At 69.0% G+C, this 23,324-nt stretch carries 22 protein-coding genes; 9 read left to right on the top strand and 13 right to left on the bottom strand.

Annotated features, from left to right (window positions below):
- Positions 1 to 137: 137 nt before the first annotated feature.
- From map to D1793_RS12130, 7 genes are all read left to right on the top strand, one after another.
- Positions 138 to 929, top strand: a complete 792-nt coding sequence (gene map / locus D1793_RS12100) for a type I methionyl aminopeptidase (RefSeq protein ID WP_119022401.1) — start codon at positions 138 to 140, stop codon at positions 927 to 929.
- A 4-nt stretch (positions 930 to 933) separates the two neighbouring features.
- Positions 934 to 3,618: a [protein-PII] uridylyltransferase gene (locus D1793_RS12105; protein WP_119022402.1), complete on the top strand. Its 2,685-nt coding sequence runs from the start codon at positions 934 to 936 to the stop codon at positions 3,616 to 3,618.
- 322 nt (positions 3,619 to 3,940) lie between these two features.
- On the top strand, positions 3,941 to 5,194 hold the full coding sequence (dapC, locus tag D1793_RS12110; protein WP_119022403.1) for a succinyldiaminopimelate transaminase: 1,254 nt from the start codon (positions 3,941 to 3,943) through the stop codon (positions 5,192 to 5,194).
- On the top strand, positions 5,194 to 5,538 hold the full coding sequence (locus tag D1793_RS12115) for an arsenate reductase (RefSeq protein WP_119022404.1): 345 nt from the start codon (positions 5,194 to 5,196) through the stop codon (positions 5,536 to 5,538). Before dapC ends, D1793_RS12115 begins: the two co-directional genes overlap by 1 nt.
- 78 nt (positions 5,539 to 5,616) lie before the next feature.
- The gene (gene dapD / locus D1793_RS12120; protein ID WP_119022405.1) at positions 5,617 to 6,642 is read left to right on the top strand and encodes a 2,3,4,5-tetrahydropyridine-2,6-dicarboxylate N-succinyltransferase; all 1,026 of its coding nucleotides are present in this window, start codon (positions 5,617 to 5,619) and stop codon (positions 6,640 to 6,642) included.
- Positions 6,629 to 7,801, top strand: a complete 1,173-nt coding sequence (gene dapE, locus D1793_RS12125; protein WP_119022406.1) for a succinyl-diaminopimelate desuccinylase — start codon at positions 6,629 to 6,631, stop codon at positions 7,799 to 7,801. Before dapD ends, dapE begins: the two co-directional genes overlap by 14 nt.
- A 7-nt stretch (positions 7,802 to 7,808) precedes the next feature.
- Positions 7,809 to 8,210 carry a hypothetical protein gene (locus D1793_RS12130; protein ID WP_119022407.1) on the top strand — a complete coding sequence of 134 codons (402 nt, stop codon included), beginning with the start codon at positions 7,809 to 7,811 and terminating at the stop codon, positions 8,208 to 8,210.
- A 93-nt stretch (positions 8,211 to 8,303) separates the two neighbouring features.
- On the opposite strand, the gene D1793_RS20035 is transcribed toward D1793_RS12130, so the two are convergent.
- On the bottom strand, positions 8,304 to 8,768 hold the full coding sequence (locus D1793_RS20035) for a cold shock domain-containing protein (RefSeq protein WP_119022408.1): 465 nt from the start codon (positions 8,766 to 8,768) through the stop codon (positions 8,304 to 8,306).
- Between the two features lie 94 nt (positions 8,769 to 8,862).
- On the opposite strand from D1793_RS20035, the gene D1793_RS12140 reads away from it, so the two are divergent.
- A complete protein-coding gene (locus D1793_RS12140; RefSeq protein ID WP_119022409.1) occupies positions 8,863 to 9,108 on the top strand; it encodes a SlyX family protein in 246 nt (81 codons plus the stop codon).
- Between the two features lie 4 nt (positions 9,109 to 9,112).
- Here the strand turns inward: D1793_RS12140 and trxB are convergent, their stop codons facing one another.
- Together trxB and D1793_RS12150 are read right to left on the bottom strand one after the other, a co-directional pair.
- Positions 9,113 to 10,063: a thioredoxin-disulfide reductase gene (gene trxB / locus D1793_RS12145; protein WP_119022410.1), complete on the bottom strand. Its 951-nt coding sequence runs from the start codon at positions 10,061 to 10,063 to the stop codon at positions 9,113 to 9,115.
- A gap of 120 nt (positions 10,064 to 10,183) precedes the next feature.
- Positions 10,184 to 10,396, bottom strand: a complete 213-nt coding sequence (locus D1793_RS12150) for a CPXCG motif-containing cysteine-rich protein (protein WP_119022411.1) — start codon at positions 10,394 to 10,396, stop codon at positions 10,184 to 10,186.
- Positions 10,397 to 10,589: 193 nt separating this feature from the next.
- Here D1793_RS12150 and acnA point away from each other — a divergent pair, with 193 nt between their 5' ends.
- Entirely contained in the window at positions 10,590 to 13,343 is a 2,754-nt protein-coding gene (gene acnA, locus D1793_RS12155; RefSeq protein WP_119022412.1) for an aconitate hydratase AcnA, read from the top strand.
- Between the two features lie 117 nt (positions 13,344 to 13,460).
- On the opposite strand, the gene D1793_RS12160 is transcribed toward acnA, so the two are convergent.
- The 10 genes from D1793_RS12160 to radC all read right to left on the bottom strand — a co-directional run bounded on the left by D1793_RS12160 (position 13,461) and on the right by radC (position 23,265).
- Positions 13,461 to 15,140, bottom strand: coding sequence for an NAD-dependent malic enzyme (locus tag D1793_RS12160; RefSeq protein ID WP_119022413.1), 1,680 nt, complete (start codon positions 15,138 to 15,140; stop codon positions 13,461 to 13,463).
- Between the two features lie 142 nt (positions 15,141 to 15,282).
- On the bottom strand, positions 15,283 to 16,491 hold the full coding sequence (locus tag D1793_RS12165) for a YeeE/YedE family protein (RefSeq protein WP_119022414.1): 1,209 nt from the start codon (positions 16,489 to 16,491) through the stop codon (positions 15,283 to 15,285).
- Positions 16,492 to 16,752: 261 nt separating this feature from the next.
- Positions 16,753 to 17,778, bottom strand: a complete 1,026-nt coding sequence (locus D1793_RS12170; RefSeq protein WP_119022415.1) for a tryptophan--tRNA ligase — start codon at positions 17,776 to 17,778, stop codon at positions 16,753 to 16,755.
- A gap of 315 nt (positions 17,779 to 18,093) precedes the next feature.
- Positions 18,094 to 19,209, bottom strand: a complete 1,116-nt coding sequence (ald, locus tag D1793_RS12175) for an alanine dehydrogenase (RefSeq protein WP_119022416.1) — start codon at positions 19,207 to 19,209, stop codon at positions 18,094 to 18,096.
- A gap of 120 nt (positions 19,210 to 19,329) precedes the next feature.
- On the bottom strand, positions 19,330 to 19,647 hold the full coding sequence (locus tag D1793_RS12180) for a DUF2007 domain-containing protein (protein ID WP_119022417.1): 318 nt from the start codon (positions 19,645 to 19,647) through the stop codon (positions 19,330 to 19,332).
- 2 nt (positions 19,648 to 19,649) lie between these two features.
- A complete protein-coding gene (locus tag D1793_RS12185; RefSeq protein WP_119022418.1) occupies positions 19,650 to 20,843 on the bottom strand; it encodes a class I SAM-dependent rRNA methyltransferase in 1,194 nt (397 codons plus the stop codon).
- Positions 20,844 to 20,859: 16 nt separating this feature from the next.
- Positions 20,860 to 21,705 carry a bifunctional DNA-formamidopyrimidine glycosylase/DNA-(apurinic or apyrimidinic site) lyase gene (gene mutM, locus D1793_RS12190; RefSeq protein WP_119022419.1) on the bottom strand — a complete coding sequence of 282 codons (846 nt, stop codon included), beginning with the start codon at positions 21,703 to 21,705 and terminating at the stop codon, positions 20,860 to 20,862.
- 137 nt (positions 21,706 to 21,842) lie between these two features.
- Complete coding sequence (gene rpmG, locus D1793_RS12195) at positions 21,843 to 21,998, bottom strand: 50S ribosomal protein L33 (protein ID WP_086509014.1); 156 nt, start codon at positions 21,996 to 21,998, stop codon at positions 21,843 to 21,845.
- A gap of 27 nt (positions 21,999 to 22,025) precedes the next feature.
- Positions 22,026 to 22,262 carry a 50S ribosomal protein L28 gene (gene rpmB, locus D1793_RS12200; RefSeq protein ID WP_110068955.1) on the bottom strand — a complete coding sequence of 79 codons (237 nt, stop codon included), beginning with the start codon at positions 22,260 to 22,262 and terminating at the stop codon, positions 22,026 to 22,028.
- Between the two features lie 328 nt (positions 22,263 to 22,590).
- Complete coding sequence (gene radC, locus D1793_RS12205) at positions 22,591 to 23,265, bottom strand: DNA repair protein RadC (protein ID WP_119022420.1); 675 nt, start codon at positions 23,263 to 23,265, stop codon at positions 22,591 to 22,593.
- Between the last annotated feature and the right edge of the window lie 59 nt (positions 23,266 to 23,324).

Genomic DNA, 23,324 nt, shown 5'->3' on the forward strand with positions numbered 1-23,324 from the left:
AGCTCCCTCACGGCGACGCTTAGACGTGCGCGGACGGGAAAGGGCGGGCGATTGCAGGAAGGCGCGCAGCTTTATACCATGGATCATCCGCAAGTTGAAGTCGCCAGGGCGACCCCACCCCCCACCCTCGAGATTCCATGAACGTACCCATCAAGACGCCCGACGAGATCGAGAAGATGCGCGAGGCGGGCCGTCAGGCCGCCAGCGTACTGGAGATGATCACCCCCTTCGTCGCGGCCGGCATCACCACCGGCGAGATCGACCGCCGCTGCCACGACTATATCGTCGACGTGCTCGGCTCCACCCCGGCCCCGCTCGACTACCACGGCTTCCCCAAGTCGGTCTGCACCTCCATCAACCACGTGGTGTGCCACGGCATTCCCGACGACGGCAAGGCCCTGAAGAAGGGCGACATCATGAACCTGGATGTCACCGTCAGGACCGCCGACGGCTACCACGGCGACTCCAGCGTGATGTTCGTGATTGGCGAGACCATCCAGGGCGAACGGCTGTGCCGGGTCACCCAGGAGTGCCTCTACCGCAGCATCGCCCTGGTGCGCCCGGGCGTGCGCCTCTCCGAGCTGGCCCGCGCCATCCAGAGCCACGCCGAGGCCAGCGGCTACTCGGTGGTGCGCGACTTCTGCGGCCACGGCATCGGCGCCGGCTTCCACGAGGAGCCCCAGGTGCTGCACTACGACGGCTATGCCCCCGAGGCGGACATCGCCCTCGAGGCCGGCATGTGCTTCACCATCGAGCCGATGATCAACGTCGGCGACTCCCGCACCAAGGTGCTGCGCGACGGCTGGACCGCGGTGACCAAGGACCGCAGCCTCTCCGCCCAGTGGGAGCACACCCTGCTGGTGACCGAGACCGGCGTCGAGGTGCTCACCGCACGCCGCGACGAAGACCTCTCCTTCCTGGAGCGCTGAGCCGATGCTGCTCCACCACTACCGCTTCGCCCCCGACGAGAGCCTGTTCGATAGCGACGCCTTCCGCGCCGAGCTCGCCGGCAGCCGCTCGCCCATCGCCCCCTTCAAGGCGGCGCTGCGCGAGATCCAGGCGCGACTCGACGGGCGCTTCCGGAGCGGCGCCGACATCCGCGATCTGATCCACGGTCGCGCCTGGTGCCTCGACCGGCTGCTGGCGGTGGCCTGGGAGCAGCATGAATGGCCCGCAGGCGAGGGGCTCGCGCTGCTCGCCGTGGGCGGCTATGGCCGCGGCGAGCTGCACCCCCACTCCGACGTCGACCTGCTCCTGCTGCTCGAGGAGGACGACGACGCGCCCTACCGGGAGACGCTCACCGCCTTCATCACCTTCCTGTGGGACATCGGCCTGGAGATCGGCCACAGCGTGCGCTCGCTCTCCGACTGCGAGCGCGAGGCAGAGGCCGACGTCACGGTGATCACCAACCTGCTGGAGAGCCGCACCATCGCCGGCCCCGAGCGGCTGCGCGAGGCGATGAAGGCCCGCCTCGCCCCCGACCGGCTGTGGCCCGCCGACCGCTTCTTCGAGGCCAAGTGGCAGGAGCAGATCAGCCGCCACCATCGCTTCAACAACTCCGAGTACCACCTGGAGCCCAACCTGAAGAGCTCCCCCGGGGGCCTGCGCGACATCCAGATGATCGGCTGGGTGGCCAAGCGCCACTTCGGCAGCCAGCGCTACGAGGACCTGGTCGCCAATGGCTTCATGAACGACGCCGAACTGCGCATCCTCAGCCAGGGCCAGGCCTTCCTGTGGCAGGTGCGCTACGCCCTGCACATGCTCACCGGCCGCGCCGAGGACCGCCTGCAGTTCGACCACCAGCGCACCATCGCCGAGCTGTTCGGCTTCCGTGACACCCCGGAGCGGCTGGCCGTCGAGCAGTTCATGAAGCGCTACTACCGCCACGTGACGGCGCTGGCCGGCCTCAACGACATGCTGCTGCAGCACTTCGACGAGGCGATCCTGCACGCCGGCGAGGCGCTCGAGACCACCCCGCTCAACGACCGCTTCGAGATCCGCGGCGGCTACATCCAGGCGCGCTCGCGCACCGTCTTCCGCGACCGGCCCGCGGCGCTGCTGGAGCTCTTCCTGCTGATGGCCGAGCACCCCGAGATCGAGGGGGTGCGCGCCGACACCATCCGCCTGATCCGCGACCACCGCCACCTGATCGACGACCTCTACCGCGACGACGTCCGCCACCAGAGCCTGTTCATGGCGCTGCTGCGCTCCGGCGGCAACGTGGCGCGCCAGCTCAGGCGCATGAACCGTTACGGGGTGCTCGGCAAGTACCTGCCGGAGTTCGGCCGCGCCGTGGGGCTGATGCAGCACGACCTCTTCCACATCTATACCGTGGACGCCCACACCCTGCGCCTGCTGAAGTTCATCCACGGCTTCCGCAAGCCCGAGGCCCGCGAGACCTTCCCGGTGGCCGCCAACGTCGTCCACCAGCTGCCCAAGCTGGAGCTTCTGTGGATCGCCGGGCTCTACCACGACATCGGCAAGGGGCGCGGCGGCGACCACTCGCTCCTCGGCGCCCGGGACGTCGAGGTCTTCGCCGAGCGCCACGGCCTCTCGACCCGCGACACCCGCCTGGTGAGCTGGCTGGTGGAACACCACCTGACCATGTCGATGGTGGCCCAGAAGCGTGACACCACCGACCCCGACGTGATCGCCGACTTCGCCCGCCTGGTGGGCGACGAGACCCGCCTCGACTACCTCTACGTGCTCACCGTGGCCGACATCAACGCCACCAACCCGACGCTGTGGAACGGCTGGCGCGCCTCGCTGCTGCGCCAGCTCCATGCCGAGACCAAGCGCGCCCTGCGCCGCGGCCTGGAGAACCCCCTGGAGCGCAACGACTGGGTCAACGAGACCCGCGACGAGGCGCTCTCGCTGCTCGCCGCGGTGGGGGCCGACATGGCAAGCGTGGAGCGCCTGTGGGAGTCGCTGGGCGAGGAGTATTTCCTGCAGTACGCGCCCAGCGAGATCGCCTGGCAGACCCAGGGCATCCTCGCCCACGGCGGCAGCCAACTGCCGCTGATCCTGATCAGCGCCCCGGCCGAGGACATGCCCGAGGGCGGCACCAAGGTGTTCATCCACACCCGCTCGGTGGACGACCTCTTCGCTGCCACCGCCGCCGCCCTGGACCAGCTCGGCCTCTCGATTCACGACGCCCGCATCGCCACCTCCAGCAACGACTGGACCCTCAACACCTTCATCGTGCTGGACGACCAGGGCCAGGCGATCCGCGACCCGGCCCGCATCGAGGAGATCCAGGCCCACCTGGTGGAGGAGCTCGACGACCCGGACGACTACCCCGAGATCGTCACCCGCCACACCCCGCGCCAGCTGCGCCACTTCCGGGTCCCCACCGAGGTGATCATCGAGCAGGACCCCGCCAACGAGCGCACCCTGCTGGAGCTGATCGCCCCGGACCGCCCCGGCCTGCTGGCCAGGGTGGGGCGCATCTTCATGGAGCAGGACATCGCCCTCTCGGCGGCCAAGATCGCCACCCTGGGCGAGAAGGTGGAGGACGTCTTCTTCATCACCACCAAGGCCGGGGAGCCCCTCACCGACCCCGGGCGCCAGGCCCGGCTGCGCGAGCGCCTGGTGGAAGTGCTGGATGTCTCCGGGTAGGCCCGAGTCGGCAGAGTAGCGAGTAGCGCGAGGCTATCGCACTACTTGATAGCGAGGAGCGCCGGGGACGGGGCGAAGAGGGGGTCCTATTCCAGGGATGGAATCGGTAGCGCCCAGGGAAGGGTTCAGAGCGCCCCCTCGAAGGCCCGTCGCCGGATCAGCTCCAAGCGGCCAGGCAGGCAGGCGCTGCGTTTGAGGCATTCTTCCGCCTTCCCTATAATCAAGCCCCTTCCGACCACGTCGCACGTTTCATGTCTCACAACAACGACGACTCACATAACGACGCCCGAGGCCACGGCCGGCGAGGCGCGCCTGGATACCCATGAACCCCGATCTCGACGCCCTCAAGCCCTACCCCTTCGAGAAGCTGGCCGCCCTCAAGGCCGGCGTGACGCCCCCCGAGGGGCTGACCCACGTGCCGCTGACCATCGGCGAGCCCCAGCACGCCCCCTACCCGGCGGCGCTGGCCACCCTGGTCGAGCACCAGGCCGAGTTCGCCCGCTACCCGGCCACCGCGGGACTGCCCGAGCTGCGCGAGGCGATCGGCGGGTGGGCCACGTGGCGCTTCGGGCTCGCTGACCTCGACCCCGAGCGCCAGGTGCTGCCGGTCAACGGCACCCGGGAGGCGATCTTCGCCTTCGTCCAGGCCGCACTCGACCGCACCCGCCCCGCCCGGGTGGCGATGCCCAACCCCTTCTACCAGATCTACGAAGGCGCCACCCTGCTGGCCGGCGGCGAGCCCCTCTACCTGGACTGCCGCGCCGAGAGCGGCTTTCGGCCCGACTTCGATGCCGTGCCCGCCGAGATCTGGCAAGAGGTGCAGATCCTCTTTATCTGCTCGCCGGGCAACCCCACCGGCGCGGTGACGCCGCTGGCCGAGTTCCAGAAGCTGATCGCACTGGCCGACGAGCATGACTTCATCATCGCCTCGGACGAATGCTACTCGGAGCTCTACCTGGACGAGACCGCCCCGCCGGCGGGGCTGCTCGAGGCCTGCGCGGCGCTCGGCCGCCACGACTACCGGCGCTGCCTGGTGTTCCACTCGCTCTCCAAGCGCTCCAACCTGCCGGGACTGCGCTCCGGCTTCGTGGCAGGCAGTGCCGAGCTGATCGCCCCCTTCAAGCGCTACCGCACCTACCACGGCTGCGCCATGGCCCTGCCGGTGCAGCGCGCCTCGATCACCGCCTGGAACGACGAGGCCCACGTGCGCGCCAACCGCGACGCCTACCGCGAGAAGTTCGCCGCGGTGACCGAGATCCTCGCCCCGGTGATGGACTTCCCCGCGCCGGAGGCGAGCTTCTACCTGTGGCCGGCGGTGCCCGGCGGCGACGACGTGGCCTTCACCCGGGCGCTCTACGCCGAGGAGCACGTCAGCGTGCTGCCCGGTTCCTATATGGGTCGTCCCGCTGCCGACGACAGGATGGGTCGTCCCAGTACCGACGACGGGATGGGTCGCGCCGGCTCGAACGGCACCAACCCCGGCAGCGGCAGGATCCGTCTGGCGCTGGTGACCGAGATCGACGCCACGGTCGAGGCGGCCCGGCGGATTCGCCGATTCATCGAGAGGAGAGGCTGATGTTCACCCTGTACGGCATCAAGAACTGCGATACCTGCCGCCGCGCCCGCAAGGCGATGGACGGCTCCGGCATCCCCTACCAGTTCCACGACCTGCGCGAGGACGGCCTCTCCGCCGCCCTGCTCGAACACCTGCTCGAGAAGGTGCCGGTGGTCGAGGCCCTCAACAAGCGCAGCACCACCTGGCGCAACCTCCCGGACGAGCAGAAGCAGGGGGTGGACGCCAACAGCGCCCGCGAGCTGCTGCTCGCCCACCCCACCCTGCTCAAGCGCCCGCTGCTCGACACCGGCGATGAGATCCTCGTCGGCTACCGCGACGGCGACTACGACGACCTGGCCGGCTAGCGCACTCCGCACACCCCTCAGCCGCCGCCCGCCGGCGGCCCGCCCCACACGATACGTCACCTCCACGAGGACACAGACATGCTCAGCTTTGCACTCGGCATCGGTACCCAGAACACCCAGGGCGACTGGCTGGAAGTCTACTACCCGGCTCCCCTGCTCAACCCCGACGCCAGCCTGGTCAAGGCCGCCACCCAGGTGCTCGATGCCCCCGCCGGCAACACCGCGGTGAGCTTCCTGCCCGAACAGTGCGCCGAACTCGCCAGCGCCCTGCGCGAGGCCGGCCACGCCGACCAGGCGGAGCTGGCCGAGTCGCTGGCCGCCAGCACCCGCCCGCTGGTGGCCATGTTCCTGGAGAAGGACGGCGCCCCCGAGTCGGCCCCGGAGGTCTATCTCAAGCTGCACCTGCTCTCCCATCGCCTGGTCAAGCCCCATGGCCTGGACCTCACCGGCATGTTCGGCCTGCTGCGCAACGTGGCCTGGACCAGCGAAGGCCCCATCGACATCGAGGAGCTGCCCGCCCGCCGCCTCAAGGCGCGCCTGGCCGGCCGCCCCCTCTCCGTGGATTGCGTCGACAAGTTCCCGAAGATGACCGACTACGTGGTGCCGGGCGGCGTGCGCATCGCCGACACCGCCCGGGTGCGCCTGGGCGCCTATCTGGGCGAGGGCACCACCGTGATGCACGAGGGCTTCGTCAACTTCAACGCCGGCACCGAAGGCCCCGGCATGATCGAGGGCCGCATCTCGGCCGGCGTGATGGTCGGCAAGGGCTCCGACCTCGGCGGCGGCTGCTCCACCATGGGCACCCTCTCCGGCGGCGGCAACATCGTCATCAAGGTGGGCGAGGGCTGCCTGATCGGCGCCAATGCCGGCATCGGCATCCCCCTGGGCGACCGCTGCACCGTGGAGGCGGGCCTCTACCTCACCGCCGGCGCCAAGGTCACCCTGCTCGACGACCAGGGCCAGGAGGTCAGGACCGTGGCCGCCCGCGAGCTGGCCGGCCAGGATGACCTGCTGCTGCGTCGCAACTCCCAGAACGGCCGCATCGAGTGCCTGACCAACAAGAGCGCCATCGCGCTCAACGAGGCGCTGCATGCCCATAACTGATCCGGCCGGCCTCTCGCCCACCCTGCAGCTGGCCTTCGAGCTGATCCGGCGCCCCTCGGTGACGCCGGATGACCTGGGCTGCCAGGCGCTGATGATCGAGCGCCTCGCGGCGCTCGGCTTCCGCATCGAGCGGCTGCCCTTCGGCGACGTGGAGAACTTCTGGGCCACCCGCGGCCACCACGGTCCGCTGCTGGCCTTCGCCGGCCACACCGACGTGGTGCCGAGCGGCCCCCACACCCGCTGGGACTTCCCGCCCTTCGAGCCCTGCATCGACGACGACGGCATGCTGCGCGGACGCGGCGCCGCCGACATGAAGGGCAGCCTCGCGGCCATGGTCACCGCCGTGGAGCGCTTCGTGGCGGCCCATCCGGAGCATCACGGCCGGATCGGCTTTCTGATCACCTCCGACGAGGAGGGGCCCGCGGTGGACGGCACCCGGGCGGTGGTGGAACACCTGCGTGAGCGCCACGAGCGGCTCGACTACTGCATCGTCGGCGAGCCCTCCTCCACCGCCCGGCTGGGCGACGTGATCAAGAACGGCCGGCGCGGGTCGCTGGGCGGCGTGCTGCATATCAAGGGGGTGCAGGGCCATGTGGCCTACCCGCACCTGGCACGCAACCCCATCCACCAGGCGATGCCGGCCCTGGATGCCCTGACCCGGGAGCACTGGGACAGCGGCAACGGCTTCTTCCCGGCCACCAGCTTCCAGATCTCCAATATCCGCTCCGGCACCGGCGCCACCAACGTCATCCCCGGCGAGGTGGAGGTGGTCTTCAACTTCCGCTTCTCCACCGAGCTGACCCACGAGCAGCTGCGCCAGCGCACCGCGGCGATCCTCGACGCCCACGGCCTCGACTACCAGCTCGACTGGACCCTGAACGGCGAGCCCTTCCTCACCGCCGAGGGTGAGCTGGTCGAGGCGGCCGTGCTCGGCGTGGAGGAGGTGATGGGGCATCGCCCGGAGCTCTCGACCTCGGGGGGTACGTCAGATGGCCGCTTTATCGCTACCCTGGGCAGCCAGGTGGTGGAGCTGGGCCCGCTCAACGCCACCATCCACCAGGTCAACGAGCGCATCCGCGCCGCCGACCTGGACGAGTTGAGCAGAGTCTATGAGGCGATCCTGAAGCGCCTGTTCATCAACGGCAGCGCCCGACCCTGAGGCCGACATGACATCCGACAGCCAAGCGCGCTATCCCGATATCGAGATCTACCTGGCCAGGCCCTCGGTGGAGGCCATCGGCGAGTGGCTCGTCGCCACCATCGGCGCCGAGCCGCTCTCGCCTGCCGGCAAGGGCAAGTGGCGCACCCGCGGCCAGCACGACGGCGAGGAAGTCCCGGTGCTGCTGGTGGAGAAGGCCGCCGACGGCTTTGCCAGCCTGTGGTTCGACAGCCCCCACACCCCCTGGGAGAGCGATGCGGCCTGCGCACGCGACGCCGCGGCGCAGGTGGGCTGCGAGGTGCGCTGCTCGCTGGGCGGCTGGCACCCCGGCGACGACCCGGACCGCTTCCTGAAGGTGCTGCCCGACGGCAGCGAGGCCGAGATCGACTGGCCCGACTCGGGGCACTGAGCCCTTCCGCACCGGCTGCCCCCACAACGCCGGCTGCCCTCACAACGACAGCGCCCCGCACGATGGCGGGGCGCTGTCTGGAGCGGGCGTTCTTCAGGTAATGACGGTAACGTCGTCGGCCTGCAGGCCCCTCTCATTCTCGATGATGTGGTAGCGGACCTTCTGGCCCTCGGCCAGGGTGCGATGACCGCGTCCGCGGATGGCACGGAAGTGGACGAAGACATCCTCGCCGCTGTCGCGGGTGATGAAGCCGTAACCCTTGTTGACGTTGAACCACTTCACCTCGCCGATCTCGCGATCGTCGTTCTCGACCTCGGCCAGATTGACCAGCTGCGGGGTGAGCACGTTGACCGCCAGGGTGGCGACCAGCAGCAGCAGAAAGACCGCCAGCGCCGCGGCCACGTAGACCACGGCGATGCCGCCGATCTCGAGGCTGGCGAACAGCGCCTCGGCGAGTTCGCCGCCGGCGAGGTGCACGAACAGGGCAATCAGCAGGGGCGCGGGGGCGGCCAGCAGCAGGCTGACCAGGCTGCAACGAAACATGACCTTTCGATTCATGGACTCGAGTGACTCTCTTGTTGGTGATGAACGTAATAGACAACCACAGGCAGGTGCCACGGTGAACGATGACACGCAGCGGGACGATTCTAGCATGAGCGCCGATCGGGCGTCCCTTGACCTGGCACAGCGCCTCGAGACGCTGGAGAGCCGGATCGCCCACCAGGAACACTGGCTCGACACCCTGGACGAGGCCATCGCCACACAGGAGCGGCGGCTTACCCGGCTGGAGCGCATCAACGACCTGATGCAGGAGAAGCTGCGCGAGCAGCAGCGGGCGCTGCAGGAGGGAGATGCGACGGCCCCCGGCCCTCTGGACGAGGTGCCGCCGCATTATTGAGGGTTTATAACTCGTCCAGGTAGCGCTCGGCGTCCAGGGCCGCCATGCAGCCGCTGCCGGCGGAGGTGATGGCCTGGCGATAGACGTGGTCCATGACGTCGCCGGCGGCGAACACGCCCGGCACGCTGGTGGCGGTGGCGTTGCCCTCGAGGCCGGACTGCACCCTGATGTAGCCGCCGTTCATCTCGAGCTGGCCCTCGAAGATGCCGGTGTTGGGGCTGTGGCCGATGGCGATGAAGACGCCGGGCGCGGCGATCTCCTTCGTCTCGCCGCTCTCGGTGGAGCGGATGCGCACCCCGGTCACGCCGCTGTTGTCGCCCAGCACCTCGTCGAGGGTGTGGTTCCACTCCAGCACCACCTTGCCCTCCTCCGCCTTCTGGAACAGCTTGTCCTGAAGGATCTTCTCGGCGCGCAGGCTGTCGCGGCGATGCACCAGGGTCACCTTCGAGGCGATGTTGGCCAGATAGAGCGCCTCCTCCACGGCGGTATTGCCGCCGCCCACCACCACCACCTCCTGGTTGCGGTAGAAGAAGCCATCGCAGGTGGCGCAGGCCGAGACCCCCTGCCCCATGAACTGCTGCTCCGAGGGGAGCCCCAGGTAGCGGGCGCTGGCACCGGTGGCGATGATCAGGGCGTCACAGGTGTAGGTGCCGCTGTCGCCCTTCAGGGTGAAGGGTCGCTCGCGCAGCTCCACCTCGTGGATATGGTCGAAGAGCACCTCGGTGTCGAAGCGTTCGGCGTGGCGCTTCATGCGCTCCATCAGCTCCGGGCCCTGCACGCCGGCATCGTCGCCCGGCCAGTTGTCCACGTCGGTGGTGGTGGTCAGCTGGCCGCCCGCCTGGATGCCGGTGATCAGCACCGGCTTAAGGTTGGCGCGGGCCGCATAGACCGCGGCGGTGTAGCCCGCCGGGCCCGAGCCCAGGATGATCAGGCGTTCATGGCGCACATCGCTCATGGAAGAAACCTCGTGGCAATATCGTGTGTAAAGTGGCGCCATTGTAGCAGTCGTGCCGGGATCTGGGCGCGGTTGGGCGTGCCACATCGCTCAAGGCTGTTCCGGTGCGCCTTTCGCTGCCTACAGGACCTCGTCGTCGCGCCCCAATGTCAGGCTGAAGTCCGGCTCGGCGTCGAATTCGTCCACCTCGATGCGCACCTGGATCGGCGCGCAGCAGACGTGGCAGTCCTCCCAGGTGAGCTGGCTGCCCTGGGAGGGGTCCAGCAGCAGGTCGAAGGGGGCATCGCAGTAGGGGCAGCGCACCCGCCGCGGGCTCAGTGACTCTTCGTGCATGCAGACTCCCCGGCCGTCGTCGGCCTGTCACAGGACGATGCCATCCTAGGATGGCCCTTGCCATGGAAGATGGCGGCCCGGCGTCACCGTTTCAAGCGGCCTGACGGGCAGCGGTTGAAAACGCAGCCTATCATGACCATGTCCTATGGATACCAGGAAGGTTCGTTCACTCTCCGCGATGAGGAGGACACCGATGAGCACCGATTCCCTGCCGGATACCCTGCAGCCCCTCGAGGTCGGCGGTCGCACCGTCCACTACCACAGTCTCGCCAGGGCCGCCGAGGCGCTGGGCAGCATCGAGCGGCTGCCCATGACCCTCAAGATCCTGCTCGAGAACCAGCTGCGCTTCGCCGCTGACGAGAGCGTCTCCCGCCAGGATGCCCAGGCACTGGTCGACTGGCAGCGCGAGGCTCGCTCCGACCGCGAGATCGGCTACCGCCCGGCCCGGGTGCTGATGCAGGACTTCACCGGCGTGCCCGGGGTGGTGGACCTCGCCTCCATGCGTGCCGCGGTGGAGTCCCTGGGCGAGGACCCGGCGCGCATCAACCCGCTCTCCCCGGTGGATCTGGTGATCGACCACTCGGTGATGGTGGACAAGTTCGGCAACGCCACGGCGTTTCGCGACAACGTCGCCATCGAGATGGAGCGCAACCGCGAGCGCTACGAGTTCCTGCGCTGGGGCCAGCAGGCCTTCGACAACTTCCGCGTGGTGCCGCCGGGCACCGGCATCTGCCACCAGGTCAACCTGGAGTACCTGGGCAAGACGGTGTGGACGAAGGAGGAGGACGGCAGGACCTACGCCTACCCCGACACCCTGGTGGGCACCGACTCCCACACCACCATGATCAACGGCCTGGGCGTGCTGGGCTGGGGCGTGGGCGGCATCGAGGCCGAGGCCGCCATGCTCGGCCAGCCGGTCTCCATGCTGATCCCCGAGGTGATCGGCTTCAAGCTCACCGGCAGGCTGCGCGAGGGCATCACCGCCACGGATCTCGTGCTCACGGTGACCCAGATGCTGCGCAGCAAGGGCGTGGTGGGCAAGTTCGTGGAGTTCTACGGCGACGGCCTCAAGGACCTGCCCCTGGCCGATCGCGCCACCATCGCCAACATGGCCCCGGAGTACGGCGCCACCTGTGGCTTCTTCCCGGTGGACGAGGAGACCCTCAACTACCTGCGCCTGACCGGCCGCGACGACGCCCAGGTGGCTCTGGTGGAGGCCTACTGCAAGGCCCAGGGGCTGTGGCGCGAACCCGGCGCCGAGCCGATCTTCAGCGATACCCTGACGCTGGACATGGGCGAGGTGGTGGCCAGCCTGGCCGGCCCCAAGCGGCCCCAGGACCGGGTGGCCCTCGGCGACATGCGGGCCGCCTTCCAGAAGGTGATGGACGACGACGCCAAGGCCCCCTCCTCCCCCGAGCGCACGGAGGAAAAGGGCAAGCTGATGTCCGAAGGCGGTCAGACCGCCGTGGGCGTCGAGGAGAGCTACGAGCACCACGACAGCCAGCCCGTGGACCTGGATGGCGAACAGTTCAAGCTCGACCCAGGCGACGTGGTGATCGCCGCCATCACCTCCTGCACCAACACCTCCAACCCCAGCGTGATGATGGCCGCCGGCCTGCTGGCCCGGAAGGCGCGCGAGAAGGGGCTTGCCACCCGGCCCTGGGTGAAGACCTCGCTCGCCCCCGGCTCCAAGGTGGTCACCGACTACCTGGCCGCCGCCGGCCTCGACGAGGACCTCGACGCCCTGGGCTTCCATCTGGTGGGCTACGGCTGCACCACCTGCATCGGCAACTCCGGCCCCCTGCCGGAACCCATCGAACGCGCCATCGAGGCGGGTGATCTCACCGTGGCCTCGGTGCTCTCCGGCAACCGCAACTTCGAGGGCCGGGTGCATCCCTTGGTCAAGACCAACTGGCTCGCCTCGCCGCCCCTGGTAGTGGCCTATGCGCTGGCCGGCAACGTGCGCTGCGACCTGACGCAGGACCCCATTGGCACCGGCAGCGACGGCGAACCGGTCTATCTGAAAGACATCTGGCCCAGCCAGGCGGAGATCGCCGAGGCGGTGGCCCGGGTCAACACCGGGATGTTCTCGAAGGAGTACGCCGAGGTGTTCGACGGCGACGACGTCTGGAAGGCCATCGAGGTCCCCGAGAGCAAGGTCTACGAGTGGCCCGAGTCCACCTATATCCAGCACCCGCCCTTCTTCGAGGGCATGGGGCGGACGCCTGACGCCATCGAGGATGTCGAGGACGCCCGCATCCTGGCGCTGCTGGGCGACTCGGTGACCACCGACCATATCTCGCCGGCCGGCAGCATCAAGCCCGACAGCCCCGCCGGGCGCTACCTGCAGGAGCGCGGCATCAGGCCGGTGGACTTCAACTCCTATGGCTCACGGCGCGGCAACCACGAGATCATGATGCGCGGCACCTTTGCCAACGTGCGCATCAGAAACGAGATGCTCGACGGCGTGGTGGGCGGCGAGACCCGCCACGTGCCCTCCGGCGAGCAGATGGCGATCTATGACGCCGCCATGCGCTACCAGCAGGAGGGAACGCCCCTGGTGGTGATCGCCGGCAAGGAGTACGGCACCGGCTCCAGCCGCGACTGGGCCGCCAAGGGCACCCGGCTGCTCGGGGTACGTGCGGTGCTGGCCGAATCCTTCGAGCGCATCCACCGCTCCAACCTGATCGGCATGGGTGTGGTGCCGCTGCAGTTCCCCGAGGGGGAGAGCCGCCAGAGCCTCGGCCTGACCGGCGACGAGAGGGTCTCCATCGCGGGGCTCGCCGACCTCACCCCGGGCGGCAAGGTGAAGGTCACCATCAAGAGCGACAAGGGCGAGAAAAAGATCGAAGCGCTCTGCCGCATCGACACCGCCAACGAGCTGGAGTACTACCGCCACGGCGGCATCCTCCACTATGTGCTGCGCCGTATGATTGGGGCCGCCTAGGTGGGGCCGCCTAGGTGGGGCCGCCTAGGCCGTCGATGACGCCTTGAGCGCTGCCATGTAAACCCGAAAGGCCCTGCCGGTGAACCGGCAGGGCCTTTGTCTTGCCAGGGTCCTGGCCTAGAAAGAACGGCGGCGGTAGAGGCGATACTCCGGCGTCCAGCAGTTGCGCTCGATGGACGCCCGCAGCTTGATGCCGTTGGTCTTCAGCGCCACTCCCTCGCCCTGGGCCTGGGCGGCCACGTCGAAGGCGATCGCCTTGGAGAGCTCGCGGATCTTCGAGAGCGGCGGCAGCAGCGCGCCCTCCCCCTCCTTGACGATGGGCGCCTCGCGCGCCAGCGCCCGGGAGGCCGCCATCAGCATGTCGTCGGTGACCCGCTTCGCGCTGGAGGCCACCACCCCGAGGCCGATGCCCGGAAAGATGTAGGAGTTGTTGCACTGGGCGATGGGGTAGGTGCGCCCCTCATACTCCACCGGCGCGAAGGGGCTGCCGGTGGCCACCAGGGCCGCGCCCTCGGTCCAGCGGATCACGTCCTCGGGCAGCGCCTCGGCCTGGGAGGTGGGGTTGGAGAGCGGCATGATCACCGGCCGCTCGCAGCCGGCGTGCATGGTGCGCACCACCTCCTCGGTGAAGATGCCCGGCCGGCCGCAGACGCCGATCAGCACCGTGGGCTTGATCCGACGGATCGTCTCCACCAGCTCCTGCCCCTGCCAGCCCTCGGTCAGCGCCGGGTCATGGGCCAGGCGCTTCTGGAAGTCGCGCAGCCAGGTCTGCTCCGCGGTGACCAGCCCCTCGCGGTCGACCATGAAGACCCGGGCGCGGGCCTCCTTCTCGGTGAGCCCCTCGGCCTGCATGGCCACCACCACCTGCTCGGCGATGCCGCAGCCGGCGGAACCCGCCCCCACGAAGACCACCCGCTGCTGGCCGATGCCCTCGTCGCGCGCCTCGCAGGCGGCCATCAGCGTGCCCACCACCACCGAGGCGGTGCCCTGGACGTCGTCGTTGAAGCAGCAGAGCTCATCGCGATAGCGCTCGAGCAGCGGCACCGCGTTGGCCTGGGCGAAGTCCTCGAACTGCAGCAGCACACTGGGCCAGCGGCGCTTCACCGCCGCGATGAACTGGGCGATGAAGGCGTCGTATTCCTCCTGGCCGATGCGCTCATGGCGCCAGCCCATGTACATGGGGTCGTCGAGCAGCGCCTGGTTGTTGGTGCCCACGTCGAGCATGATCGGCAGGGTGTAGGCGGGGCTGATGCCGCCGCAGGCGGTGTAGAGCGCCAGCTTGCCGATGGGGATGCCCATGCCGCCGATGCCCTGGTCGCCGAGGCCGAGGATGCGCTCGCCGTCGGTCACCACGATCACCTTGACCTGGTTCTTGGTGGCGCTGCGCAGGATGTCATCCATGCGATCGCGATCCGGGTAGGCGATAAACAGGCCGCGGTGGTTGCGATAGATATTGGAGAACTCCTGACACGCCTTGCCCACGGTCGGCGTGTAGATGATCGGCAGCATCTCCTCGAGGTGTTCGGACACCAGGCGGAAGTAGAGCGTCTCGTTGTCGTCCTGGATGGCACGCAGGTAGATATGCCTGTCCAGATCGGTCTGGCACTGCTGATACTGCCGATAGGCCCGCTCCACCTGCTCCTCGATGGACTCCACGCACTGGGGCAGCAGGCCGATCAGATTGAACTCGATGCGCTCCTCCTGGCTGAAGGCGCTGCCCTTGTTGAGCAGCGGCATCTCCAGCAGCGGAGGGCCGGCATAGGGAATATAGAGGGGACGCTTGGTTTCAGTGGTCATCTCTGCTCTCGGTGCGGTGACTGGAACGGGTCGTTGGCGCTCTGGCGGCGCTTTTGGAACACTTTACCACGCCCCAAAAGCGCGCGCCCCGGCCTGGGCCGGGGCGCGAGATCACGCGAAAATCACCCTTCGATGCCGCGGCTCAGCAGCCCTTGGCCGCCGGCTGGCGGGCCGCCTCGCCCTCGAAGAAGAGGGGGCGGAGACGAACACCGATCATGTTGCCGGCGAAGGCGGCAACGAGCCACACCCACCCGTGCAGGCTGCCGGAGGCGATGCCACCGAAATAGGCGCCGATGTTGCAGCCGAAGGCCAGGCGGGCGCCATAGCCGAGCATGATGCCGCCGATCACCGCCGCCAGCACCGACTTGGCCGGGATGCGGAAGTTGGGGGCAAAGCGCCCGGCCAGGGAGGCGGCGACCAGGGCGCCGACCATGATGCCGACGTTCATCACCGTGGTGATGTCGCTCCACACGCTGGCCTGCAGGGCCGCGGCGTTGCCCGGCGCCTGCCAGTAGGACCACCCGGTCACGTCGCCGCCCAGCAGCTCGAAGCCCTTGGCGCCCCACAGGGCGAAGGCCGAGGTCACGCCCCAGGGACGGCCGGCCAGGGCCAGGGTGGCGTAGTTGAGCAGCGCCAGGGCCACGGCGCCGAAGAGCAACGGCCAGGGGCCGGTGAGCCAGCGCTGGTTGCCGGCGTCGATGCGCGGCGTCTGCTCCAGCTGGCCATGGCGGCGCTTCTCCATCACCACGGTGAAGGCGGCGATGGCAGCGAAGAGCGCGAGGCTCACCACGATGCCGCCGCCCACGCCGGCGGTCTGCACCAGGGAGACCGGCTGCAAGGCGGGCAGGCTCTGCCACCAGGCGAAGTGGGCGGTGCCGATCACCGAGCCCACCACGAAGAACAGCAGGGTGATCAGCATGCGGGCGTTGCCGCCGCCGGCGGTGAAGAGGGTGCCGGAGGCACAGCCGCCCCCCAGCTGCATGCCGATGCCGAACAGGAAGGCGCCGAAGATCACCGAGACGCCGACCGGCGAGACATAGCCGCTCACCTCGGTGCCGAAGAGGGTGCCGGCGCCCAGGGCGGGGAAGAAGAGCAGCACGGCGATGGCCAGCATCACCATCTGGGCGCGCAGGCCGCGGCCGCGGCGCTCGGTGATGAAGACCCGCCAGGCGGCGGTGAAGCCGAAGGCGGCATGGTAGAGCACCATGCCCAGCAGGCCGCCGATCACCATCAGCGCGCCAATGCGCGCGCCGAAGGCGGTGCCGACGGCGAGGGCACCCAGCAGCAGGGCGCCGGCGGCCACCGCGGGCACGGAAAGTCGTGAGCGTCGGGTCAGGGCGAGGTCACTCATGGCGGGCTCTCTCGGTAGCATCAGGACAGGCGGGGCGCGCCCGTGGAGGAGAGCATGCTAATCATCTATGCAAAGAACGCAAAAGAATTTAAATGAAAATCCTAAGACGAAAAAAGCATAGATTAAGAAGCACTATCGCCTCGATAGCCCCAGGCCCTGAATTTGAAACGGCGATTTGAAACGGCGATCTGTAACGGCCACCCGAAACGGCGAAAGGAGCCGAAGGGCCCCTTTCCCGACTTCCCGACAGCCGGGTGGCGGTCAGACGAAACGGCCCAGGCCCACCGCCTGGCGCAGGCGATCCATGAAGGGCGCCGCCTCGGCCCGGGCCCGCTCGGCGCCCTTGTGCAGCACCGCCTCGATGTGGCCGGGGTCCTCCAGCAGCGCCTGGTAGCGCTCGCGGGGCTCGCGCAGCTGCTCGTTGAGGGTCTCGAAGAGGCGGTTCTTGGCCTCGCCCCAGCCGATGCCGTTCTCGTACTCGGCACGCATGGCGGCGGTCGCCTCCGGACCGGAGAAGGCCGAGTAGATCTGGAACAGGGTGCAGGTGTCGGGGTCCTTGGGCTCGCCGGGCTCCAGGGAGTTGGTCTTGATCTTGCGCACCAGCTTGAGCAGCTTCTTCTCGGGCGTGAACAGCGGGATGGTGTTGTTGTAGCTCTTGGACATCTTGCGCCCGTCCAGGCCGTTGAGCACCGCCACGTTGTCGTCGACCACCGCCTCGGGCTGAGTGAAGAAGTCGCCCTTGTAGAGGTGGTTGAAACGCCCGGCGATATCACGGGCCATCTCGATATGCTGGATCTGGTCGCGGCCCACCGGCACCTTGTTGGCATTGAACATCAGGATGTCGGCGGCCATCAGCACCGGGTAGCCGAACAGCCCCATGGTGATGCCCTTGTCGGGATCCTGGTTGCCGGCGGACTCGTTCTCCGCCACCGCGGCCTTGTAGGCGTGGGCGCGGTTCATCAACCCCTTGGCGCAGACGCAGGAGAGCATCCAGGTGAGCTCGGGGATCTCGGGAATATCGGACTGCTGATAGAAGATGGCATTGTCGGTATCCAGCCCCAGCGCCAGCCAGGTGGCGGCGATCTCCAGGCGCGACTCCTGCACCCGGCGCGGCTCCTGGCACTTGATCAGCGCATGCAGGTCGGCCAGGAAGTAGTAGGACTGCACGTTCGGGTCCTGGCTCGCCTCGATGGCGGGCTTGATGGCCCCGACGTAGTTGCCCAGGTGGGGCGTACCGGTGGTGGTGATGCCGGTGAGAACGCGGGTCTTCGCGGAAGCTGCACTCATGGGGAAAGCGGACTCTGCTGTTCGGAAATGCCCGCTATGGTAACGCGCGCCTCCCCTCAAGGCGACCGGGGCGGATGACCCGGGGACTCAGGCTGGCCAGAGTGGTGGACAAGGCATCGGAAGCCGCAGCGAAGCGATATCTACCCGGGAGCGCTGACACGAGGGAAGCCGCGCACGTCGACCGACAGGGATGTCGGGCGAGGGGCACCCGTGAGGGATTATGTTGTGCCCCGACGTAAAGCGGCGAACGAAGTGTCAGGGTTTCGCTCCCGGGATCGCGAGCGTGGCTCGCGAGGCCCCGTCGTCGCCACATGATCAGCCAAGCAGCGCCTGGGGATCGGTCCACTCGAGGCCGAAGGCCTCGGCCACCGCCCGATAGGCGACCTGGCCGGCGTGCACGTTAAGCCCGGCCAGGAAGTGGGGATCGTCGGCCAGCGCCTGCCGCCAGCCGCGGTCGGCCAGGGCGATCACGAACGGCAGGGTGGCGTTGGTCAGCGCCTGGGTGGAGGTGCGCGCCACGGCGCCGGGCATGTTGGCCACGGCGTAGTGGACGATGCCGTCGACGAGGTAGGTGGGCGCGGCGTGGGTGGTGGGCCGGCTGGTCTCGAAGCAGCCGCCCTGGTCGATGGCCACGTCCACCAGCACGCTGCCCGGCCTCATCTCGGCCAGCATCGCCCGGGTGATCAGCTTGGGGGCCGCGGCGCCGGGCACCAGCACCGCCCCGATGATCAGATCGGCCTCCCGCGCCGCCGCCTCGATGGCGTCGGCGGTGGCGAACAGGGTGCGCATACGCCCCTGATAGCGGTCGTCCAGCACCTCGAGGCGCACAATCGACTTGTCGAGCACCGTCACCTCGGCGCCCAGCCCCAGCGCCATGCGAGCGGCGTTCTCGCCCACCACGCCGCCGCCGATCACCGCGACCCGGGCCGGCGGCACCCCGGGCACCCCGGGCAGCAGCACGCCGGCGCCGCCCTGGGCCTTCTCCAGGGCGTGGGCTCCGGCCTGGATCGCCATGCGCCCGGCCACGGTGCTCATGGGCGCCAGCAGCGGCAGGCCGCCCTGGCGGTCGGTGACCGTCTCGTAGGCGATGCAGGTGGCGCCGCTCGCCATCAGGCCCCGGGTCAGGGCCTCATCGGCGGCCAGGTGCAGGTAGGTGAAGAGCGTCTGGCCGGCGCCGAGCCGCGCGATCTCCTCGGGCTGCGGCTCCTTCACCTTGAGGATCAGCTCGGCCTCCCGCCAGAGCGTGGCGACATCGGCCTCGAGGCGGGCCCCCGCCGCCTCGAAGGCGGCGTCCGTGAAGCCGGCCCCCTCGCCGGCCCCGGCCTGCACCGTGACCGCATGGCCGCGGCCGACCAGCTCCCTGGCCCCGGCGGGGGTCAGGGCGACACGGTACTCGTGGGTCTTGATCTCGCGGGGGACGGCGATCTTCATGGGGGCTCCTGTACCTGGGGACCTGTCCCTTCATTACAGCACAGCCCGGCGCCCGCCGTCGGCGCCATCACGCCGCCACGGCGGCCTCGCCGGTGAGGTGCCTCAACGGAAAGCGGCGACTCAGGGGCGATGCGTGCCGCAGTGCCAGCAGGCGTCGAAGACGCCCTCCTGGGGCTCGCCGCAGCCGGGACAGCGCCAGGCCGGCGCCTCGCTCTCGCCGCTCAGGGCCTGGCGAATCAGCGTCTCGGCGCGCTCGCGGTTGTGGGGCTTCACCCACACCTCGGGCTCGCACTCCCCCAGCGGCAGCTCGCCGGCGCCGCCGCCCAGGGTCATGTTGCGCAGCTCGCTCGGGATGCCGGCGGCCTCCAGCAGGTTGTGCACATGGCTCACCAGCAGCCCGTTGGAGTGGGCGAAGACGCGCACCGAGTCGCCGACCATGCTCAGTCCCGGAAGACCCGCACGCCCAGCGCCTTCAGGTAGCTGGTCTCGGGGATCGCCGGGTGCACCGGGTGGTCCGGCCCCTGGTGGCCCTGGAAGAGGATCTGGCCGTGGCGGTCCTGGTGGCGCACCGCGCCGCGCACCACGTCCACCAGCCGCTCCGGCGCCAGGTGCATGGAGCACGATGCCGACAGCAGCAGGCCGTCGCGTCCCAGCAGGCGGATCGCCTCGCGGTTGAGCTTGCCGTAGGCATGCTCGCCAACGGGGATGTCCTTGCGCTTCTTGATGAAGGCCGGCGGGTCGAGGATCACCACGTCGAACTCCTCGCCGTCGGCCTTGAGCGCCGCCAGCACCTCGAAGGCGTCGCCCTCACCCACCGCCACCTGCTCGTGCAGGCCGTTGAGCACGGCGTTCTCGGCGACGCGCTCGAGCGCTGCGGCCGAGGCGTCCACGCAGAGCACCTCGCGGGCGCCGTGGGCGGCGGCCTGCACGCCCCAGCCGCCCACGTAGCTGAAGAGATCCAGCACCCGCTTGCCGGCCACGTACTGGTTGAGCCAGGCGCGGTTGACGCGGTGGTCATAGAACCAGCCGGTCTTCTGGCCGTCGAGCACCGGAGCGGCGAAGCGCACGCCGTTCTCTTCCAGCAGCACGGGATCACCCACCTCGCCCTTGACCACCTCCACGCCGAGCTCGAGGCCCTCCTGACGGCGGCCGCTGGTGTCGTTGCGCAGCACCACCGTGGTCGGCGCGAGCACCTTGTCCAGGGCGTCGAGCAGCTCGGGCAGCACCGCCTGCATGCCGGCGGTGTTGAGCTGCACCACCAGGGTGTCGGCGAAGCGGTCGATCACCAGACCCGGCAGCAGGTCCCCCTCGCCGTGCACCAGGCGGTAATAGGGCGCGGCGAAGAGGCGCTGGCGCAGGGCCAGGGCCTGGTTGAGGCGATGCACCAGCAGCGAGCGGTCGAGCCCCTGCTTGGGGTCCCGGGAGACCAGCCGCGCGCAGATCAGCGAGTTCGGGTTGACGTAGGCCACGCCCAGCGCCTTGCCGTTGGCGGCCTCCACCACCACCTGCTGGCCGGGCGCAAGGCCCTTGAGCGGGGTGGCGCCGGTGTCGATCTCGTTGGAGTAGAGCCACAGGTGGCCGGCCTTGAGGCGGCGGTCGGCGTGCTTGTTGAGGCGCAGGGAGGACAGGGTCATGGGAATCTCTCGAGAATCAGGTCTGGCAGTGGGGACAGTAGACGCTGGCCCGCTGCCCGAGGGTGACGAGGCGCAGTTCGGCGCCGCACTGCCGGCAGGGCTGGCCGTGGCGGCCGTAGACGTTGAGGCGCTGCTTGAAGTAGCCCGGCTCGCCGGTGCCACCGACGAAGTCGCGCAGGGTGGTGCCGCCCTGGGTGATGGCGGCGGCCAGCACCTCCCGGGCGGCGGCGACCAGGCGGTCGTAGCGCTCGCGGCTGATGCGACCGGCGGCACGGCGCGGGTCGATGCCCGCCATGAACAGCGCCTCGCTGGCGTAGATGTTGCCCACCCCCACCACCACGGCGTTGTCCATCAGGAAGGGCTTCACCGCCACCCGGCGACCGCGGGAGAGCGCGAAGAGCCGCGCGCCGTCGAAGGCCTCCGACAGGGGCTCCGGTCCCAGGCGCGCCAGGCGCGGATCCTGCTCGGGAGTGCCGGCCAACCAGTCGACGAAGCCGAAGCGCCGCGGGTCGTGATAGCGCAGGATGGCGCCGTCATCGAGCACCAGATCGAGGTGGTCGTGCTTCTTCGGCAGCTCGCCGAGGCGCGCGATGCGCAGGCTGCCGGACATGCCCAGGTGCCAGAGCAGGGTGCCGTCGGCCAGATTACCGCAAACCGAGTCGCCGCCGGCCAGCGGCACCAGCAGGTACTTGGCGCGCCGGGCCAGCGTCCCGATGCGCGCACCCACCAGGCGCTCGGCCAGGTCGGCGGGCACCGGCACCCTCAGCCGCGGCTGGCGCACGATGACCTCGGTGATCTCGCGGCCCTCCACGTGGGGGGCGATGCCGCGGCGGGTCGTCTCGACTTCGGGCAGTTCGGGCATGGGCGCTCTCGTTCGGCTCGGCCGCCTGGGGGCCTCCACAAGGGGGCTCTGCCAAGAGCCCTACAAACGCCTGAACCCGGCCAGTGGAGCCGGGTTCAGGGGGACAGGCAAGAACACCTGCGGAAGACGACCAAGGCTTACTTGATCTTGGCTTCCTTGTACATCACGTGCTTGCGGACAACCGGGTCAAACTTCTTGAACTCGAGCTTGTCCGGGGTGTTCCGCTTGTTCTTGTCGGTGGTGTAGAAGTGGCCGGTACCGGCACTGGACACCAGCTTGATCTTGTCACGCATGACTGCTGCTCCCTGAATGGATATCGCTTAGACGGCTTCGCCGCGCTTGCGGATGTCGCTGAGCACCGCGTCGATGCCCTTCTTGTCGATCACACGCATGCCCTTGGAGGAGACGCGCAGCTTGACGAAGCGGTTCTCGGACTCCACCCAGAAGCGATGGGTGTGCAGGTTCGGCAGGAACCGACGACGGGTCTTGCGCTGGGAGTGTGAAACGTTGTTACCAGTCACCGGGCGCTTGCCGGTAACCTGACATACTTTTGACATTGGAGCCTCCAACCGCTGGGCCAGGTGTTCGGCGCCTGATGCGCGAACCCTGAGTGTTCAAAACCTGTCGGGCAAACCGGGAGATCCCGTGAAATTTGACCCAAGGGAATTCAAAGGCTGCACTTTATACCAGAGACCGCCACGCCGGGCAAGCGCGCAGCGCAGATCCAGCAGGGCATAAGGTGGCGCCGCAACGGGGCGTGGCGCACGTGGCCAGCCGATGGCGGAGAGCATGCTTGCGACCCTGAATCCCGGACGTCAGATCGACGTCAAACCCAGGAACCGAGCGCAGCCGGGCGCGCAGTTTATCAAAGCGCCTGATAAAGCGCTAGAGCCACCCCCGCTCGGCAAAGGAGACCACCTCGCCATCCCCCACCACGAAGTGGTCCAGCACGCGGATCTCGAAGAGCCCCAGCGCCTCGCGCAGCCGATCGGTGATGCGCCGGTCGGCATCACTGGGCTCGGCCACCCCGGACGGGTGGTTGTGGGCGAAGATGATCGCCCCGGCCCCCAGCTCCAGGGCCCGGCGGGCCACCTCGCGGGGATAGACCGAGGCGCTGTCCAGGGTGCCGCGGAACAGCGACTCGTAGCGGATCACCCGGTGCTGGCTGTCGAGGAAGAGCGCGGCGAACTCCTCGTGCCCCAGGTGGCGCAGCTGCGCGGCGAGGTAGGAGCGCACCAGGGTGGGCGAGGTCAGCGCCTCGCCCCGGGCCAGCTGGCTGGCCAGGTGGCGCCGGGAGAGCTCCAGCGTGGCCTGCAGCTGCACGTACTTGGCGCTGCCCATGCCCCGGGCGGCGCAGAAGCGCTCGCGGTCCGCCTCCAGCAGCGGGCGCAGCCCGCCGAACTCCAGCAGCAGGTCGCGGGCCAGGTCCACCGCCGAACGGCCGGGCAGCCCCACTCGCAGAAAGATCGCCAGCAGCTCAGCGTCCGACAGCGCCTCCGACCCCAGCGCCAGCAGCTTCTCCCGGGGGCGCTCCCCCTCCGGCCAGTCCCTGATCGACATTGCCGCCTCCCTGCCCTGTCTTGTCCTGTCCTCTTGCGCTCAGTGTAGCCGCTCTTCCC

This window comes from Halomonas sp. JS92-SW72 (assembly GCF_003547075.1).
Taxonomy (GTDB): Bacteria; Pseudomonadota; Gammaproteobacteria; order Pseudomonadales; family Halomonadaceae; genus Halomonas; species Halomonas alkalicola.